General features: G+C 62.3%; 10 protein-coding genes. 4 read left to right on the forward strand and 6 right to left on the reverse strand.

Annotation, left to right across the window (positions count from 1 at the left end):
- Positions 1-3 precede the first annotated feature (3 nt).
- The 6 genes from EOB36_RS07640 to EOB36_RS07665 form a co-directional block, all read right to left on the reverse strand.
- The gene (locus EOB36_RS07640; RefSeq protein ID WP_128284596.1) at positions 4-2,352 is read right to left on the reverse strand and encodes a xanthine dehydrogenase family protein molybdopterin-binding subunit; all 2,349 of its coding nucleotides are present in this window, start codon (positions 2,350-2,352) and stop codon (positions 4-6) included.
- Complete coding sequence (locus tag EOB36_RS07645; RefSeq protein WP_126103566.1) at positions 2,345-2,842, reverse strand: (2Fe-2S)-binding protein; 498 nt, start codon at positions 2,840-2,842, stop codon at positions 2,345-2,347. The genes EOB36_RS07640 and EOB36_RS07645 overlap by 8 nt, the downstream gene beginning before the upstream one ends.
- Positions 2,839-3,690, reverse strand: coding sequence for an FAD binding domain-containing protein (locus EOB36_RS07650; RefSeq protein WP_126103567.1), 852 nt, complete (start codon positions 3,688-3,690; stop codon positions 2,839-2,841). Before EOB36_RS07650 ends, EOB36_RS07645 begins: the two co-directional genes overlap by 4 nt.
- Before the next feature lie 157 nt (positions 3,691-3,847).
- Positions 3,848-5,815, reverse strand: coding sequence for a hydantoinase B/oxoprolinase family protein (locus tag EOB36_RS07655; protein ID WP_128284597.1), 1,968 nt, complete (start codon positions 5,813-5,815; stop codon positions 3,848-3,850).
- Between the two features lie 3 nt (positions 5,816-5,818).
- Complete coding sequence (locus tag EOB36_RS07660) at positions 5,819-7,846, reverse strand: hydantoinase/oxoprolinase family protein (RefSeq protein WP_127289372.1); 2,028 nt, start codon at positions 7,844-7,846, stop codon at positions 5,819-5,821.
- 103 nt (positions 7,847-7,949) lie between these two features.
- Positions 7,950-8,930 carry a helix-turn-helix domain-containing protein gene (locus EOB36_RS07665; RefSeq protein WP_127289370.1) on the reverse strand — a complete coding sequence of 327 codons (981 nt, stop codon included), beginning with the start codon at positions 8,928-8,930 and terminating at the stop codon, positions 7,950-7,952.
- 504 nt (positions 8,931-9,434) lie between these two features.
- On the opposite strand from EOB36_RS07665, the gene EOB36_RS07670 reads away from it, so the two are divergent.
- The 4 genes from EOB36_RS07670 to EOB36_RS07685 all read left to right on the forward strand — a co-directional run bounded on the left by EOB36_RS07670 (position 9,435) and on the right by EOB36_RS07685 (position 19,473).
- On the forward strand, positions 9,435-10,136 hold the full coding sequence (locus EOB36_RS07670) for a 4'-phosphopantetheinyl transferase superfamily protein (RefSeq protein ID WP_164897473.1): 702 nt from the start codon (positions 9,435-9,437) through the stop codon (positions 10,134-10,136).
- Positions 10,137-10,216: 80 nt separating this feature from the next.
- Entirely contained in the window at positions 10,217-16,543 is a 6,327-nt protein-coding gene (locus EOB36_RS07675) for a non-ribosomal peptide synthetase (protein WP_128284598.1), read from the forward strand.
- Positions 16,536-18,230: an AMP-binding protein gene (locus tag EOB36_RS07680; RefSeq protein WP_128284599.1), complete on the forward strand. Its 1,695-nt coding sequence runs from the start codon at positions 16,536-16,538 to the stop codon at positions 18,228-18,230. The genes EOB36_RS07675 and EOB36_RS07680 overlap by 8 nt, the downstream gene beginning before the upstream one ends.
- Before the next feature lie 184 nt (positions 18,231-18,414).
- Positions 18,415-19,473: an alpha/beta fold hydrolase gene (locus EOB36_RS07685; RefSeq protein ID WP_128241287.1), complete on the forward strand. Its 1,059-nt coding sequence runs from the start codon at positions 18,415-18,417 to the stop codon at positions 19,471-19,473.
- Positions 19,474-19,647: the final 174 nt, after the last annotated feature.

The raw sequence follows: 19,647 nt of genomic DNA on the forward strand, positions 1-19,647 counted from the left end.
GCCTCAGCCCAGAGTGTTTGCTGCCCAGCCGGGGGCGATGTGCGGGAATTCCGGCGGTGGTTCGCGCTCGTGCAGCAGTCGAAGCACGCGCGGCGGCGTCAGTGGCAGTTGCTGCACCGGCTTGCCGATGGCGCGCGCCACCGCACAGCCGATCGCCGCGCCCACGGCCAGGATTGGGACCTCGCCCGCGCCCTTGGCGCCTAGAGGCCCCATCGACGGCGCGCCCTCGTAGAGGTCGGCGGCGACCGGAACCACGTCCTGCACCAGCGGCAGGCGATAGGTCTCGAAATCGTCCTGTGCGATGCGTCCGTCGGCGGTGAGCGTCACCTCCTCATGCAACGCATAGCCCAGCCCCTGCACCACGCCGCCCTGTATCTGGCCCAGGATGGCGCGTGGGTTGAGCGCGCGGCCGACATCTTGAACCACGCGATAGGCCAGCACCTCGACATGACCGGTGTCCGGATCAACCGCCACCTCGGCCTCGTGAACGACGAAGACGGGGATGTCGAGCGCATCGATGAAATGCCCCATGGCGCAGCCGGACATTGCCGGAGTGTTCCTGGCGGTAAAGGCTCCACTTCCTGTGATCGGGCCGATGGTGGCCTGCGCATGGGCGACGACGGCGGGGATCGACATGCCGGAACCGGGACGTCCGGTGATCTCGACACGACCGTCCCGCAGCACCAGGTCTTCCGGTCGGGTCTGGAGCATCCCGCCGGCGGTCCGCAGCAGCTTCTCCCGCACCTCTGCACAGGCGGCGATGCTCGCAGCACCAATGGACACGGTGGTGCGCCCACCGCCAACGCCGACATCGAGGCCGGCGGCATCTGTATCGGCTTCGCGCACGATCACCTGGTCGGGAGCGAGGCCAAGCTGCCCAGCCACCATCTGCGGCAGGGATTGCACCATCGTGCCCGATCCGATCTCCACACCCGACGTGACCAGCGTTGCGCTGCCGTCGGCGTTCAAGTTCACCGTTGCCGCCGAGGGTCCGACAAACACGAACCATGTGCCGACCGTGGTCGCAATTCCATAGAGCCTGCCGTCGGCCTTCGCTTCGGATGTGCCGGTACTGGCACGCAACGCCTCCATACGATCGAGCATCGGACCCAGCACGTCGGCCTCGAAAACCTGGCCCGTGGCACCGAGATCACCATCTCCCAGGACATTTTTCTTCCGGAACTCCATTGGGTCGAAGCCTAGCGCACCGCAGATTTCGTCGGTGTGTCGCTCCAACGCGAATGTGTTGTAGACGCCGTTGCAAGCTCGGAAAGCACCGTTGGGTGGTGTGTTGGTGTATACGGCGCGGCTGACGAGCCGCGTTGCGCCAACCCTGTAATTGCCGCCCAGCGTGTGCGCCGTCATCGTCGTCAGGAAGACCTGCTCACCGCCATACGCGCCGCAATCCATCAGCACGACCGCTTCGCGCCCGGCGATGTATCCTTCGGCGGTGACAGCGGACCGAATGCGGATTTCCGCATTCTCGCGGCAGAGGCAGGTTGCCATCTCTTCCTGCCGGGTGTTTTCCAGGACCACCGTGCGCCCGGTCATCCGCGCCAGAAGTGCCGTGATAGGCTCGATGGACGCATCGAACTTCAGGCCGAACCCGCCACCGACAGGGGGTACAGTGACCCGCACACGCCCGGGTGAAAGCTGCATGACCCTTCCGGTGACGTTGCGCACGGTCCAAGGCACCTGCGTCGAGGTCTGGATGTGAGCACGGCCGTCCTCCCAGGAGCCGATGGCAACGCGCGGTTCGAAGGGCACATGGCTCTGCCGACCGACGGTGAAGCTGCTCTCGACAATGCGTATATCGGGACGGGCGAAGGCCGCATCGACGTCACCGCGGCTGGATTTTGCCTCCCATGCGATGTTGCCGGCACGTGCACCGCCCTCCGTGATCACCTCATAGCCGCGCCAGCCCTCGTGGACGAGGCGGGCGGCGGGCTGGAGCGCTTCGGCCATGGTGAACACCGGTGCCAGCGGCTCGACCTCGAGCATGATGGCGGCAAGTGCCGCCCGCGCCTGCTCCTCCGTCTCGGCGGCGATGACGGCGATTGGCTCGCCGTGATAGCGGATCGTGTCGATCGCCAAGAGCGGATGATCGGCAATGCCGATGCCGTAGAGTCCCGGCGCATCGGCGCCGGTCGCCACCGCGCGCACGCCAGGACAGCGCAGTGCCGCCGAAACGTCGAGCTTGCGGATACGCCCCGCGGGAACGGTCGACCGCAGCAGCACGGCATGCAACATGTCGGGGCGAATCCGGTCGTTGGTGTATTTCGTCCGCCCGCGCAGCTTGTCCTGCGCATCGCGGCGGGGAAGATTCATCACCGTGGCGGACAGCTCAGACATGGGTGCCTCCCACCAACTGGCCAGCCTTCCGCGCTTGGTCGAGGCATTCGGCCACGGCGTCGACGATCCGCTCATATCCTGTGCAGCGGCAGATGTTGCCGACCATCGCCGCCTTGATTTCGGGACGGCTCGCATGCGGATTGTCACGCACGAACGCCGAAAGGCTCATGACCATTCCCGGAAAACACATGCCGCATTGCACGGCATCGGCCGCCTCGAAATTGACCTGGAGCGGGTGCAGCGCCTGGTTTCCAGAACTCATTCCCTCGATGGTCGTCACCGCGCATCCATGGACGAGTCCAACCGGCTTCAGGCAGGACGGCACCGCTTCGTCGTCGACATGCACCGTGCACGCGCCGCAAAAGCCTTCGCGGCACACGGCCTTGGTCCCCGTCAGGAATCGTTCCTGCCGCAAGATGTCGACGAGCGGCGTCATCGGATCGCCATCAAAGCGGCAGTCCTCGCCATTCAGCTGGAATCTCACGGTCATGCCACGCCCCCGGTCTTGAGAAGTGCGGCAACACCGCGCTTGACCAGCGACGGAAGAACCTGGCGCCGGTACCAACCCTCCGCTTCCTTGCCGTCGCGGCCCTGAAAATCATTGTGCTCCAGTGCAAGCTCGGCGGCGCGTTCCGGATCGAGCGCGGAGGCCGGGCCTGCCCTCATGGCCTGTTCGAGCGCCGTCCAGCGCCGCGCTACCGGCTCCACCGAGCCGACGGCGATGCGACATCGTTTGTCCTTGTCCACCCCGAGGGAGACGATGGCGACCGGATAGTCGCCAGCTTTCCGAAGCGGCAGGCGGATATGAGCACTTGCGACCAGGTCGCGGCGCAGATGAATTTTCGTCACAATCGCTTCGGCCAGCAACGTATGCCTGTCTTTGAGGAAATCCGAAATACCGAGGAGTTTTGGGCCTTCGAACGTCTCCAGTTCCACCGTCGCCTCACAGACGAGAAGCGCAGGGGCGAGATCGGCGGCGGCAAAGTCGAGGGCACAAAGGTTGCCGCCCACGGTGGCGACCCTTCGGATGCCGGGATTGGCCGCACCCTCCGCCGCGGCAACCAAACCTTCGAAACCCGCTGCCCCGTGCAACTCGCGACCAAGGACTGCGTGGGTAACAGCCGCACCGATCACGACATGGTCCGAGCCGATTTCGACCTTGGACAAGGCCGGTATTCGGTGGAGTGCGACCACCGCCTCGGGAAGGTCGACCCCACGCCGTGGATCACGCATCATCCAGGTGCCGCCGGCAAGCACCGCCGCACCTTGCCGGCGTGCGGCCATTGCCTCTTCAATAGTGCTGGCTGCGGTGAACAATCGTCCCACGCTTGTTGCCATCTGTCATACCCCTCGGAAGCAGCCGACTTTCGCAGCGTTGCAACATTGTTGCTCCAGCTTTAGGCTCCTGTGAAATAGTAATTCCTTGAAAATGGTATCTAAAAAACAGATAACTCCCTGCGAGCGCCCGCAAGGTTTGGGGCGCGCTCTCTAGCGCTCAGGCCCAGTGACTGACCGTCCGTTTCTCAAAGCTCTCACGGAACTGGGCGGTGGTTTTGGGAAGGAGTTCGCCAGTCTCCCAATCGAGGATCACGGCATAGTGCCGAACCGCATCGAGCGTATCGATCTCGCCGGAGCGGTATTTGCGCGCGACCTCCTCAGGATCCATGCGTGCCCAGTCCTTCCGTTTCGCCCGGATGTCGGCACGGCAGGCTTCGGTAGCCATATCGTCGATTTCGTACTGGCACAGGTCGCGGTCGATTTCGCGGATCACCACGCCGTAGTCAATCTTGGCGCGCTCCAGAGAAACGTAGTCGTCGATCACGTCCTCCATCACCTTGCGGGGCTCGCGCTCCAGTGGATCGCCGAAACCGCCGCCGCCGGCCGTCGGACGAGCGAATTGGTCGCCTGTGTGGACGGAGTAATCGGAGAACACGGAGCCGAGCCAGATCTCGGTCTCTTCTCCCGCGCGCTTCATGGTCAAGCCGTGTGGCATCGACGGCAGGCCTCCTTCGACACCCCAGACGACAGCGCGCTCGCGGTCGCAAATATAGGACATGACGGCATTTTCAGCCTCAAGCAACAACGAGGTTTTCTGCACGCCGACGCCGCCCCGCCATTTGCCGGGCCCGGCTGAATCCTGCTTGATCTGGAACTCGACCGTCCGAGTCGGGTTCACCCGCTCGTTGCCTTCGTTGGGTTGCGACATCAGCCCGGTTCCGAAGCAGGCGGTGGTGACATCTGCACCATCCTTGCCGTTGCGCCCGCCCCAGCCACCGGGCAGCCATTCGTAGAACATGAAGATCGGCTTTTCGGGTTTGCGCGCGTCCCGTCCCCCGGCCAGCAGATATTCGAGGTTGAAGGCGCAGGCGATAGCGCGTTCGGGCATGATCTTCGACCACATCTCGAAGATCGCGTTCATGATCTTTTCGAACGGCATCAGGAACCCGGTCACCGCCACCGGCCATTCCGCGCTGACGATGCTGTTCTTTGGCGCGGTCACCTCGATCATCCGGTAAAACCCACTGTTGAGTGGAAGGTCCGGGAAGAAGGTCTTCATGCCGGCGACCACGGCCGAGAAGGTCGCGCCCGGCGCGGAATTGTACATCGAGGCAATGGTCGAATGGCTTCCCGTAAAATCGTAGTGGATCGTGTCGCCCTTGATCGTCATCTTGATGCGGATCGGGATCATGCCTTCGCCGGCACCGAGATCCCGGTCGATGTAGTCGACCGTCTCCCAGGTGCCGTCGGGCAGCTCCGCGAGACGCTTTCGCACGGCACGTTCGACGTAGTCCTGAACCTCCTCCATACCGCGCATGACCTGGCCGCGCCCGTACTTCTTGACCAGCCGCAACAGCTCGCGTTCGGCAGCCTGCGTCGCCTGCGCCTGGGAATGGATGTCGCCAATGATCGATGCCGGATCGCGCGTGTTGGCCGCAATCATGTTGGCAACGTCGGAGCAGAAGCGGCCGCGCTGGAAAAGGCGCAACGGCGTGATCCGCAGGCCTTCGCGGAACATGTCTCGGGCGGTGACGTCGAAGGAACCCGGCACCGAGCCGCCGAGATCCGACCAGTGTCCGTTCGACTGGGAGAAGCCGATCAGTTTGTCTTCGTCGAAGATCGGCCGGACGAGCCGAACATCGCTGAAATGCGTACCGCCGGCATAAGGATCGTTGATTGCGTAGACGTCGCCGGGTGCCATATCGCCTTCGAAGACTCGGATCACCTCCTTGCACGTGTTGTGAAGCGTGCCGACATGGACCGCGATGTCATAGTTGCCCTGGGCGACTGAGTTGCCATCGGCGTCGTGCAGGGCGTTCGAAAAGTCTCGGTTGTAGATGACGAAGGAATAGCAGGTGCGAAGCATCTGTTCGGCCATCTGGTCGACAGTGGTGATGAAGGAGTTCTTCAGCACCTCGAACGTTACCGGATCGAGGCCAGGGCTCGTTTCAATCAGCTTTGTCATGTCTCAGCCTTTCGTCACGATGAGAATGTTCAGGAAGCCATCGACGGTCGCGCTCATTCCCGGCGGAACCACGGTGGTGGAATCGAACTGTTCGACAATGGCGGGCCCTGTGAAGGCAGCGCCGGCGCTGAGTTGCTCACGCTCATACACGGCCGCGTCATGGGATGCGCCGTCGAACCAGACGCTGCGGCGGCCAACCGGATCTGGCTCATGCGGCGAGACTTCGTGCCGCGGAATCTCGGCTTTCGGAACGATGCCGATCGCCTTGACCGCGATGCGGAAGATCGACACCGGCGCCTCTTCGCGGCGGTAGTTGAACTCGCGTTCGTGCTCGTTGTGGAATGCCTCGATCAGCGAGCAGATGCTCTCGATCCGCGCCGGCGCTGACACCGCAAGCGAGCGCCACTGTCCCTGGTACATCATCTCGACCGTGCGCTGCAGCGCCATGTCTTCCCGCGCCACGCCCTCATGGGTCAGACGCTCAACGGCCTGTTCTTCCATCAGAACAAAGGCTGTCTGCATCTCGGCGGGCGAGACCGTCGAAGCATCGGCCATGAAGCTTTCGGAGAAATCGTGCTGCACGTCGACGAGAAGGCAACCGAGCGCGGAGGTGACGCCGGGATTGGGCGGCACGATCACGGTTGGAATCGAAAGCTCCTTCGCCACGGCAGCTCCGTGCAAGGCGCCTGCACCGCCGAATGCGACGAGCGCAAAGTCGCGCGGGTCATAGCCTCGGCTGATGGAGAGAAGCCGGACGGCATTGCCCATATTGGCGTTGGCGACGGCGATGATCGCCTCGGCCGCTTTGTGGATTTCCATGCCGAAGGGTGCCGCCACCGTCTCCTGCACCGCCTGGGCGGCCAAGGCGGGGTCGAGCGTGATCTTGCCGCCCGCAAGGCTGGTGCCGAGACGGCCGAGCACGACATTGGCGTCGGTGTTGGTGGCAGTGCGGTTGCCATTCTTGTAGCAGGCCGGACCTGGAAAAGCGCCGGCAGACTGCGGTCCGTTGCGTAAGCTGCCGCCTTCGTCCTGCCATGCCAACGACCCGCCGCCTGCACCGATGGTCAGCACCTCGATGGAGGGGAAGCGGATCGGATATCCGAATTCGATGTACCAGTCTTTTGTGATGCGCGACTCCCCGTTCCATGCGAGCGAGACGTCGGTGCTGGTACCGCCCATGTCGAAGCCGATCGAGTTCGGGAAGCCACAGAGATTTCCGATGAAGCGGCTTGCGATCGCGCCGGCAGCGATGCCCGATCCTGCGAGCCGAGCTGAGAAATCCCTGACGCTTGCGGGTGTCATGACCCCGCCACCGCTGTGCAGCAACAGGAGATCTCGCTTGTATCCGGCCGCTGCAAGCTTTTCTCCGAGACGCGACACGTAGTCGACGACGACCGGGGCGCAGACGGCGTTCGCCATGGTGGTGGAAAAACGCTCGTGCTCGAAGATTTCCGGCATCACCTCCGAGGAGATCGAGACCGGCAGATCCGGCATGGCCTCCTTCAGGATCTCACGCATGCGGCGCTCATTGGCGCCGTTGACATAGGAGTTCATGAAGCAGACGGCTACGGACTTGACCTGCCGTTTCACGAGAATTTCCGCGACGCGGCGCGCAGCCTCTTCGTCCAGCGCTTCCAGGATCGTGCCCTCGGCACTGACCCGTTCCCGGACTGTCAGCCGGTCGCGGCGCGGGATATAGGGCTTGGCGACATCCTTGTAGGTGTCCCAGAGGTCTTCCTTGTTGGCGCGACGGATCTCGACAACGTCACGGAAACCCTCGGTGCAGACCATTGCGGTGCGTGGCAGGCGGCGGGTGATCAGCGCATTGGTGGCAACCGTCGTGCCATGAGAGAACATCGTCACCTCGGAAAGATCGATGCGGCCCTGCTCCACGCCATTCATGATGGCCTGCATGGGATCATCAGGCGTGGAGGCGGTCTTCTCGATGCGGATCGCGCCGCTATCTTCGTCCATGATACAGATGTCGGTGAAGGTCCCTCCGACATCGACGGCAACTCTTATTCGGCTCATGACAGTTCCTTCGTAGGGTCTTTGCGGGCAAAGCCCGGCCCCATCGCCCCTTGCCGGGGTGACGTCGCAGTAAATGGTGGAATTGGCCCGGACTTCGTCGGGTCTAGTGCCGCTCTCTCGAGGTCGAAGCGCGACCCGCCCGGCTCGCTGCTTCGCGACGGGTATCGGTCGGTGCGCAGCCGAACCGCGTCCGGTAGTGCTTGCAGAACTGAGACTGGTCGGCGAAGCCCCAGCGGTAAGCGATCTCGGCAACGCTGCTGATGTTGGTCACCGACATCAGCTCCTCGGCGCAAAGTTCAAGCCGGGCGTCGCGGATGAAGCCGTTGATCGACTGGTTGCTGTCCTGAAAAAGAACCTGCAGGTAACGCAGGGAGATGCCGCAGGCATCAGCCACAGCCTGCGGGCCGAGGCCGGAATTCTTCAGGTTGTCGCGAATATACTGCTCGGCGCGATGCAAATGGCCGGCCCGGATCGACGAGATGCTGCTGTCCAGCACGCGATCGTCACTCACGATCGACAGGCACAGCATTTCCAGGATGTGCCTGCCCATCATCTCACGGGCAGCTTCACTAATGTCATCGACATGGCCGATCGTGGTTCGCACCGTGTCGAGGAAGAGCGCGGCGATGCCTTTGGTCGCGTCGAAACTGAGCGCGCTGAGCCGTTCGGCGGATCCGATCCGTGCCCGAACGCTCGATGACGGCACCTTCAGGACCCACAGCGCGTTTGGCTTGCCGTGCCAGAATTCGTAAGGCGCATCTCCCCTCTCAACGAGGAAGCCCCCCGGACCGCAATTGACGGTCCTCGACCCTTGCGAGAAATTCACCTCCGATATCTCCGGGATGGTGATGAGCAGGCTGGCGTCACGCTCGTTGAGGAAGTGGCGGCGATGGCGACGATAGCTTACAGCATCGCAGCGCATTTTAGACACGCTGACGAGCCCGAGAGAGAAGGTTTCCAGCGTGCCTGAAAATTCGCGACGGTTCCGATACTCGGTGTCGAGCGGAAAATAGGCTTCGGTAACAGCGGCTTGCCAGGCATCACCGCCTGCGGGACCGCCGATCGTATCGACGACGTATTTCATTCCCCGACCTTTCTGGTTGGCCCGGTTAGCCCGGTGTTTTTCTGAAGATTACAGGAATTCGCCGGCGCGTATTGGTCAAAAACGAATAAACTTATGTGGTCGTTTGGCAGTTGGCTCGCTTTCGGCAGGTTCGCGTGGAGAGCAGTATCCCGGCTTGGTTCCCTGCGGCTACGCTCCCAGGAAAGTCCCGGGACCGAAGCCAGCAGGGCACGCGTGTAGTCGGATTGAGGATGCGCAAGCACCCGCTCCACGGACCCGTTCTCCACGATCTTTCCACCTTGCATGACGACAACGCGGCTGGCGATTACCGACGCCACGCGAAGATCGTGGGCGATGAAAAGCATCGACAGGCCGATTGCGTCATAACCGATCCACTACGATGACGCGCACCTTGGCGGGCGGGCCTCGCTAAACGGGTGCCCTGGGCAACCTGGCGTTGCCCGGTTCGTCGACGTTCTGTTACAACGCAAGACAGCAGCAGTTTGGATCGGTGAAGGAGTGGTATTGCCTGGTGAACCGAAAGTCCGCGACGACTCTTCGCCAGTCCGCCTGATAGCAGCCATTCGACAATTGGTTGCGGATGGCATCGTCATCGAGGGCGGCGATTTCAAACCAGCAGATCGAGATTGGCTGCTCGAAGAAGAACTGTCTCTGGGCAATGTCGTGCCGGCGCGACGTCGTGAGTTTCGCGCCGGACGCATTTACGCAAGGCAGGCATTGCGGGGCCTGGGCATTCCTGAAAGCGTCATCCCGATTGGACACGATCGGGCGCCGGTCTGGCCGACAGGTATTGTCGGTTCAATCTCTCATACCCGAAGCCTGTGCGCTGTCGCCGTCGGATTGTCCGCCGATTGCCTCGGCATCGGAATCGACATCGAGGAAGATTCTCCGCTTTCCGACGAACTGACAAAACTGGTGTCGCTTGCTTCGGAATTGAAAGAGCGGGACGTGATCGAAGGGCGCCTAGGCTACGACCTGCCAAAGCTTCTGTTCGTGATAAAGGAAGCCTTCTACAAAATGCATTTCCCGCTCAACCGGCGCTTTTTGACGTTTCATGATGTTCGTATCGAACTGGATGTGGAGAACGCCAAAGCCATGGTCATTCGATCAAGCCGCCTGGCGGCGGCCGACAATGGCTGCTTTGAAGGCCGCTTCGGCAACAGCGATGGAACCTTGTTCTCGTGTTTTGACGTCTCTGCGCATTGACAGCCACGCAGCCAGCCAGCACTCAGTGAACCCGGCATGGGCTCTATTCCTAATCAACCTCGATCCCGGAGCGGTATCTGATGGACACTATACGTGGCCATGTGGACCGCCATGCCGGACACAATCCGCAATCGGTGGCCGTTCTGGCCGCGGGACGCCCACCCCTCACCTATGAAGGGCTGGGGCGCCAGATCCACTATGTCGGCGAAAAGCTGGCGCTGGAAGCTGTCGGGCCAACGGGCCGCGTCGCGCTCATCCTGCCCGAAGGAGCGGAAGCAGCGGTTGCGATCGTGGCGGTGGCAGCCAATGCGGCATGCGCTCCGCTGAACCCGGCATGGCCCGCATCTGAGCTTGAAGCACAGCTCAGCGCGCTAGGTGCCCAAGTCCTGATCGTGCCGCACGGCTGGGAATCGCCGTTGCTCGCCTTGGCGGCGTCTCTGAACATCCGGATCCTGCAACTCGTTTCGCAGCCCGATGCGGCGGCCGGGACCTTCTCGCTGACAGCCGCTGGTCGAGGGCATCGCGGTGACCAGCCGTTGGCTGCGCCTGACGATGCCGCACTGCTCTTGTTCACATCGGGCACGTCTGCGCGGCCCAAGCTGGTACCGCTGACACATCGAAACCTTTGCGTTTCGGCGCGCAACATTTGCGCGGCGGTGGATCTCCGGCACACCGACCGGTGCTTGGGCATGATGCCCCTGTTTCATATCCATGGCATCAGCAGCCTTTTGTCATCGCTGGTATGCGGAGGCTCTTATATCAGCGTGGAGGGCTTTTCCGCCGACCGCTTCTTTAGCTGTCTCAGCGACCTCAAGCCGACCTGGTATACGGCTTCCCCGGCCGTGCATCGCACGATCCTCGATCAGATCCGTCTCTGCCGCGAAGACCCGCGTCAGAGCGGATTGCGCTTCATTCGCTCGGCTTCGGCGCCAATGCCGCCACAGCTGATCGCGGATACCGAAAGCGCGTTCGGCGTACCGTTTGTCGAAGCCTACGGGATGACCGAGGCGGCGCCGCAGATTGCGAGCAATCGCCTTCCGCCGTTCGAACGCAAGCCAGGCTCCGTGGGCAAGGCTGCCGGTCCAGAAATTGCCATTATGGATGAAGCCGGACGTCTGTTGCCGCCCGGCGGGAGTGGCGAGGTGGTCATTCGCGGCCCAAATGTCATGCACGATTATGATGATCGCACTGACAACCAAGCCGCTTTCATCGATGGCTGGCTGCGGACAGGCGACATAGGCCACCTCGATGCCGAAGGTTATCTGTTCGTCACCGGCCGCCTGAAGGATATCATCAATCACGGCGGCGAAAAGATCTCGCCGCGGCTGGTGGAGCAGATCCTGCTCCAGCATGCCGCGATCGGACAGGCGGTTGTTTTCGGCGTTCCCCACCCGGTGCTCGGCGAGACGGTCGCCGCAGCGGTCGTGCTCAAGGCGGGGCAGAAACAATTTACGCCGGTTCAGCAGATCCGCGGCTTTGTCGCCGAGCGGCTGGCACGCTCGAAGGTGCCGCAGTGGATCGTTGTGGTGGATGAGATCCCCGCCGATTCCAGCGGAAAGGTCAATCGCAAACATCTGGCCCTGACGCTCGATCCGCAACAACAGAACGCTCAACGCGATCCGCCACAGACTGGCAAAGTGATTGCCCGAACCGCCACTGAGCGCCGGGTGGCGGCGGTTTTTGCCGAAGTTCTGGGAATCGAACCGCCCGGCATTCATGACGATTTCCTCGACCTGGGCGGTCATTCACTTATCGCCATGCAGGTTCTCGCCAGGTTGCAGGAGATATTCCAGGTTACGTTGCCGATCGATTGCATGTTTGAACGCCCGACCACTGCGCGACTTTCGGAGCGCATCGGCGAGCAGATGGCCGATCTCGTCGCGGATGGCAGAGCGCGACTGGAGCAAGGATCGACGACCCGTGCGCAGGCCACGAAACACATTCCCCGGCGCCAAGAGGGCACGCTCGCACGGCTCTCCTCCGCACAACAGCGCGTCTATTTTCTCGATCGAATGGGTGCCGGCGGCGCCTACAACATGTCGGCCTCGCTCCGGCTGACAGGACCGCTCGACGAGCGTGCATTGGCACAGAGCCTCGATGAAATTCGCCGACGTCACGACATCCTGCGCACGACCTTTTACATGCGCGAGGGCGGACCAGTGCAAGTGGTTTCCGAATTTCAGGAAACCAGGCTGGTGACGATTGATCTGTCCGGCCACAAAGCGGACGCACGAACCGCCGAGGCAAAGCACCTCGCCAGCCAGGACGCTGGCGAACCGTTCGACCTGGCGCAAGGTCCCCTGTTTCGCGCCAAGCTGATCCGGCTGACATCCGACGAGCACGTCCTGCTTCTGACGATGCACCACATCGTTTCCGACGGCTGGTCGATCGGCGTGCTCTACACCGAGTTGAGGCAACTGTACGAAGCATTTTATGACGACAGGGCGTCGCCGCTCGACGACTTGCCGCTTCAGTACGGCGACTTCGCAGCCTGGCAGCAGCACGGCGTCGAGGCCGGCGAATTCGAGCGCCAGACTGGTTACTGGATCCGGCAGCTCAACGAGATGCCGCCGGCCTTCACGCTTCCGACGGACCGCCCTCGCCCGGCCATTCAATCCTATCGCGGCGGCACCATACAGGCCCTGATCGACCGTCAAACGACGGATCGACTGAAGGCGCTGGGTCAAAGCCATAACGCGACCGTGTTCATGACGTTTCTGGCGGCCTTCAAGACATTGCTCCATCGCTACAACGGGCAAGACGATTGCGCCGTCGGCGTGCCGATCGCAAACCGCCCGAGCAAGGAGTTGGAGCCGCTGATCGGGCTCTTCGCCAACACGCTGGTTTTGCGAACGCCGCTTGCGGGCGACCCGTCATTCCTGGAATTGCTCGGCCGCGTCCGGTCGACGGCGCTTGACGCCTACGCGCACCAGGATGTTCCTCTCGAGCGCATCGTTGAACAGTTGAATATCCCGCGCGATCCCCGCCGCGCGCCGTTGTTCCAAGTCATGTTCGCGTTTCAGAACATCCCGGGGTTGCCAGGCTCGGTCTTGCCCGCTCAGTCGGCAACTGATCACGTGGCGGGACCTTGCTTCGATCTCGCGCAAGGTCTCTCAGCGCAACCTGTGCGCATCGACAAAGTGACGGCGAAGTTCGACCTCACTCTGTACCTGTCGGAAACCCCGGAAGGGATGTCCGCGACTTGGCAATTCAACGCTGATCTGTACGAGCCGGCCACGATCGACCGGCTGGCACGGCATTTCCAGACCTTGCTCGAAAGCATAGGAAGCGATCCCGGGCAAAGACTGTCGGAACTGTCCCTGTTGCCTGAGGTCGACCGCCGCCAGATCGAAATCGACTGGAACCACACCGAAGCCAGCGAATTGCTGGGGCAGGATTATGTCCAGCTGTTCGAGGCGCAGGTCGAGCGAACACCTGATGCCACAGCCGTGCTGGGCGGGGACCGGCAGTTCACTTATCGGGAGCTCAACGAGCGAGCCAGCCGGTTCGCGCGGTATTTTCGCAGCCGCGGCGTTGCCCGCGAGACATTGACAGCGATCTGCCTGCCGAGGTCTGCCGAGATGCTGGCGGTGCTGCTCGGGGTGTGGAAGGCCGGCGGTGCGTTTCTGCCCCTCGACCCCGAACATCCGTCCGAACGTATTGCTTTTATGCTGCGTGACGCCGGCGTGAGCTTGCTCATCACCGAGACATCGCTGCTGCCAAAATTCCCCTCCACGTTTCAGTCGATGGCCATCGACAGCTCCGACCACACCCGAACCATCTGCATCGACGCCTGCCATGCTTCCCTAGCGCTGCAGGACAGTCACAACGTTGGCACCATCCCTGCGTCCGACGCGCTTGCCTACGTGATCTACACGTCAGGCTCCACAGGCAAACCCAAAGGCGCGATGATCACGCAGGCGAATGTCGGCCACTATGCGCAGGCGATGGTCCGCGCTGTCGCAATCCGTCCGGACGACATCTACCTGCACACGGCTTCGTTCTCGTTTTCCTCCTCGATACGGCAGTTTGCCGTTCCGCTCTCCTGCGGTGCGGCCGTGGCCGTTGCTTCGGCCGAGGAACTCCGCGATCCGCATTTGCTGTTCGAGATGGTACGCCACCAGCGCGTATCAGTGCTGGACCTTGTTCCATCATTCTCGGCCGTCTGCCTGCAGGTCTTGATGTCGCTCGATCAACCCGTGCGGGCAAGCTTGCTCGACAATCAGCTATGGCTCGTGCTTTCAGCCAGCGAGCCCTTGCCCAGCGCCTTGATCGAAAAATGGCGGCACCTCTGCAGACCCGGGACAAGATTCGTCAATATGTTCGGCCAGACCGAGACGACAGGGATCGTGATGATCTATCCCGTCCCGGCCGAGGGCGGCGCGGCGAAGGTCGTCCCGATCGGTCGGCCGATTGCCAATACGCAGGCCTATGTGCTGGACACGTCCCGCCGCCCGGTGCCGGTTGGCATCGGCGGTCACTTGTATGTCGGCGGCGCCGGTATAGGAGCCGGCTACATCAATCATCCGGAGCATACGGCGAAGAACTTCGTCCGAAATCCGTTCAGCCCGCATGACGGCGCGCGGCTCCATCGAACCGGCGATCTGGCCCGATACCGGCCTGACGGGACGATCGAAATTCTCGGCCGCGCCGACGAACAGGTGAAGATTCGCGGTTTCCGTATCGAACTGGGCGAGATCGAGGCTGCGATTCACACACACCAGGACGTGCGCGAATGTGTCGTCGGCGTGGTGGAGGATGCTGCCGCAGACGATAATATCGGCGATCGCAAACGTCTGGTGGCCTTCGTTGCGGCCAATGAGCAGCATGATGCGCCAGTGCCTGCTCTGTCCGGGCGCCTGCGCGAATTTCTGAAGCAGCAGCTCCCGGAATACATGCTGCCGCAACGCATCGTCATGCTGCAGCGCTTGCCTCGCACGTCGAACGGAAAAGTCGACCGACGGGCACTGCTCACCAAGGAGGCGCAGACGGCTCGGTCAACTGTCGCGACGCATCCCTCCAGCCGGGTCGATCTGCGCGTGGTCGCGCCAACCGATGACGAGACGATCCTGACGGGGGTCTGGAAAAAGGTGTTGCGGCTCGATGAGGTTGGGCTACACGACAACTTCTTCGACCTAGGCGGCAATTCCATCCTGAGCATCAATGTTGTTGTCGAAGCCAGCAGGGCCGGTCTGCACGTCGATCTGCGTCAGCTCTATCAGCATCAGACGATCACCGATCTGGCTCGCGCAGTCGCCCAGGCGCGGCATGACATCGGGCCAACCGTCGCGGCTGCACCGGCATCGAGCGGAAATGGCGGGAAAATTCTGGTGACGATTGAAAGCCTTCGCGCCTACGGTCGCGAAGCGCTGACACGGGCTGGATTGAGCCTCAAGGGTGCGGAAATCGTCGCGGAAGTCCAACTCGAGGCGAGCCTGCGCGGACAGCCGACGCACGACATGGTCAGCATTCCGCGTTATGCCGTGCGGATTGCCTCGGGCAAGATCAACGCCGATCCTCAAATACGGATCGAGCACGAGACCGCCGCCATCGCGCGGATCGATGGCGACAACGGCCCGGGCCAGTGGGTCAGCACGGTGGCGATGGACCTCGCCATTCAAAAGGCGGGCAGGCACGGCGTTGGAATTGTCGGCGTCCGCCGCTCCAACCATTTCGGCGCCGCCGGCCACTATGTCTGGCAGGCAGCGAAGAACGGTCTCATTGGGCTCTGCACGACCAACGGACCGCTGATCCTGGCACCAACGGGCGGGGTCACGCCGACATTCGGCAACAATCCGCTCGGTGTCGGCATTCCGGCAGGGCGACATTTCCCTATCCTTCTCGACGTCGCCATGAGCGTCGCGCCTCGCGGCAAGATCGGCCTGTCCGTGGCGGAAGGCAGTCCGTTGCCGCCGGGCTGGATACTCGACCGGTCGGGGCGCCCTTCGACCGATCTCGGCGATCTCGCCGCAGGGCTTGGCGTGCCGATCGGCGGACACAAGGGATATGGCCTGGCCCTGGTGATGGAGGTGCTTGCGGGCGTGCTCAGCGGCGCGGGTTTTGGCAGCGATCACCATCAGGACAGATTGCGCGAGAGCGCCCAGGCGCCCGACTACGGCCATTTCTTCATGGCGCTGGATCCACAGCGATTCATGCCGGCGTCGGAATTCACCGAGCGCGTCGACCGCCTGATCGAGCAGACCAGGAACGGCGAACGTGCCGAAGGCGCCACCGAAATCCTGATCCCCGGCGAAATGGAATTGCGCGCCCGCGAGGAGAGCCTGAGGGAAGGAGTGCAGTTGCGCTCATCAACTTACAGGGCTCTCGTCGCCTATGGACGGAAGGCAAAGCTCGACGCCGAACTGAGTGCCGTGACCGAAAACCAGCTTGCAGAGGGCCATGGCTGAACACTTGCACGATCCCGCGCCCGATCTGAATGGTCGCATGATGGCGTTCGACCGGGCCGAGCTGGAGCAGACCATCCCGGCGCGTTTCGACACAGTGGTCCGCAGGTATGGCTCGCACGTGGCGATTGGCGGCGACCGGCATCGATGGACATACGACGACGTTGAACGACGTTCCAATCAGCTGGCCCGGGCAATCCTCGAGCACACGCAGCCCGGGCGCGGATGCGTCGCCTATCTTGTCGACCATTCGCCGGACATGGTGATCTGCGCGCTGGCGGCGCTCAAGGCGGCAAAGGCATTCCTTTGCGTCCATCCTGGTATGCCGCTTGCAGCACAGCGCGACATACTCAGCGATGCGGCGCCGGATCTGCTGCTTACCGATGCGTCTCACGCGCCTGCCGCGCATGACCTTGTCGATGACCACAGGCGGGTTCTCCTGGTTGAGGACATCGACGCGCGTTATTCGGCTGATGCGTTGCATATTCCGATGGACCCGGGTGACCCGGCCGCAATCTTCTACACCTCTGGAAGCACCGGGCGGCCGAAGGGGGTCGTGAAAAGCCATCGCACCGTGCTGCATCGGGCCTGGCTTTGTGCCCGGTATGACGGGGTGAACTCCACAGACCGGCAGTCCCTCCTGACATATTGCAGTTTCGCCTCATCGGAGGCGGACGTCTTCGGCGCGCTTCTCAACGGGGCCACGCTGGAACTCTACGATGCTGCATCGGGTGGTCTCGGTGGTCTCGGGGCGTGGATTGATAAGCGTCGCGTAACCTTACTGCACCCTCCGGTGATGTTGTTTCGCAAGTATCTGTCGATGCTCGCGGGCTCGGGCCTGCATCCATCGGTACGCTTGGTGGCGCTGGCGGGTCAAACGGTCGTTGCCTCGGACGTCGAGCAATGGCGCCATCACTTCGCGACGTCCTGTGCCTTGCGCCATCGCTTCTCTTCCACCGAAGCCGGTCACATCGCGGTGGCTTCGGTAGCTCCGGGCGAGTTGCTCGCGCCAGGCACGGTACCGGCGCCGCGACCAGTCGCGGACAAGTCTCTCCTGGTCGTCGATGAAGATGGCCAGCCGGTCGAACAGGGAGGCGTCGGCGAACTCGTCGTCCGCAGCGCTTTCCTGGCAGACGGTTATTGGCGGCAGGCGTCCGAAACGGCAAAGCATTTCGGCACCGACCTCAATTTTCCCGACCAGCGTGTGTTTCACACCGGCGATATCGGGCGTTTATCGAGCAACGGTCTTGAATTCCTCGGACGGCGCGACGACCAGGTCAAGATTCGCGGGTATCGCGTTGAAACGCGGGAAATCGAGCAGGCTTTCCTGCTGCTTCCAATGGTGAATGAAGTCGCGGTCATCACCGAACTTCGCCAGGATGCGCACTCCCTTGCCGCCTTCGTCGTGATAAAACAGGGAGCCTTGTTTCAGACTGACGCATTAAGGGCCAGCTTGAGGTCGATCCTCCCACAGTGGAAAATTCCGAGCCGAATCCACGCGATCGAGTCGTTGCCGCTGACGCCAACCGGCAAGATAGACAGGCTGCTTCTGCAGCAATATTTGCAGGCACCTAGTGGCCCCACCAACAACGGCCAGACCGCGCAATCGTCCGACAGGAAAGTGAACGGGCCAACTGCAAAACTGATCAAGAGATGGAAAGGGCTTTTTGCCTGGGCTGGTATTCGGTGAAAGGCGAGCGACCATTCAGGATCGGCATACCTGCTGCGTCTCTCGATCAAAGGAACAGCGCCCGCTTGGTCGCTGCGATGAGTCCTTGTTAGCCGCACAGGCTGTGAGTTAAAAGCACGCAAGCATTCGATGTACCGCCACGCTTCCCAAAAGGCGGACGATCATCGATCCAGGGGGCTTGCCGATGAACGTGCGGCCAATTATCCAGCCTATCCGTGCGATACCTAGCGACGGTCCCGCGCATGTTATTGCCGGCATCTTCGCCACGGAACTGCAAATTCCGACCGCGGACATCGACGATAGTTTCTTCGATCTCGGGGGCGATTCGCTGACCGCCGAAACTCTCGTTCTTGCCGTCCAAAACCGGTTCGGCATCAAGCTCCAGACTTCGGTCCTGCTGGCGGCGCCGACGCCGCGTGAATTTGGCAGGCTGGTCGCGTCCTTGACGCCAACCCACCCCGCACGGCAACTCATTGTGCCGGTATCCGGCGGTTCCGGCCATGAGCCGATCGCAATGATCCACGGCATTTCGGGATCGGCGCTGTTCGCCAATCGCTTCGGAAAGCGCCTCAAGGAGAAATACGCGGTGATGGCCGTGCGCGGCATGGGTCTTGAGCCCGGCGAAACACCGTATTCCAATCTGGACGAAATAAGCGCCAACTATTTTGAAGGCCTGACCTCAGTGACAGGCCGACACCCACATATAATCGGCGGCATCTGCCTTGGCGGTTTGCTTGCGATCGAGGTCGGGCGCCTCACCTATGAAGTGACTGGCGAGCGGCCTGCGCTGCTGCTCATCGATCCGCCGCCGCTCGGTTCGGCCTGGCTGAAGCCGATACCGGACGACCGCATGACCGCCAGCAGGCGGCGCCAGATCACGCGCAAGGTCGTCTATTGGCGCCTGCTTCGCGACGGCTTGCATGCCGCTGGGCTGGGACAAACGCGCATCGGGCGTCACACCCGGCAGAAAGCATTCAAGAGCGCCCTCGTCCGCGCCGCTGCCGGATTCTCGCCTTCGTCTTACCCCTGCGATATCCTGGTTCTCGCCAGTTCGGAATGGAGCGCCGCAACGGTGGAGCAATACAGGGGCTGGGCGTCTGAAAAAACCAGGATAAAAACCGTTGTCGTCCCGGGCACGCACGACAAGTTTCGCGAAGCCAACATGGAGGCGATCGACGACGAGATCATCGCATTCCTCGCGGCCAGAGATGTTGCCGTGATGCGCGAACCCGCCTCGCTATAGCATCGCGGGGGATCAGCGCCCAAGCCTTCCCGATGACAAGCCTTCCCGATGAAAGGATGGAAGGATTCGAAGGTCCGCGAGACGGGCTGCAGCTGCCCGGCGACGGTGTGGAAACCGACCAGCGCCATTTCAAGCCTCAACAACTACGAGATGGAGAAGCGCGGCGAATTTCCC

It is taken from the genome of Mesorhizobium sp. M6A.T.Cr.TU.017.01.1.1, assembly GCF_004023115.1.
In the GTDB taxonomy this organism is placed as follows: Bacteria; Pseudomonadota; Alphaproteobacteria; order Rhizobiales; family Rhizobiaceae; genus Mesorhizobium; species Mesorhizobium mediterraneum.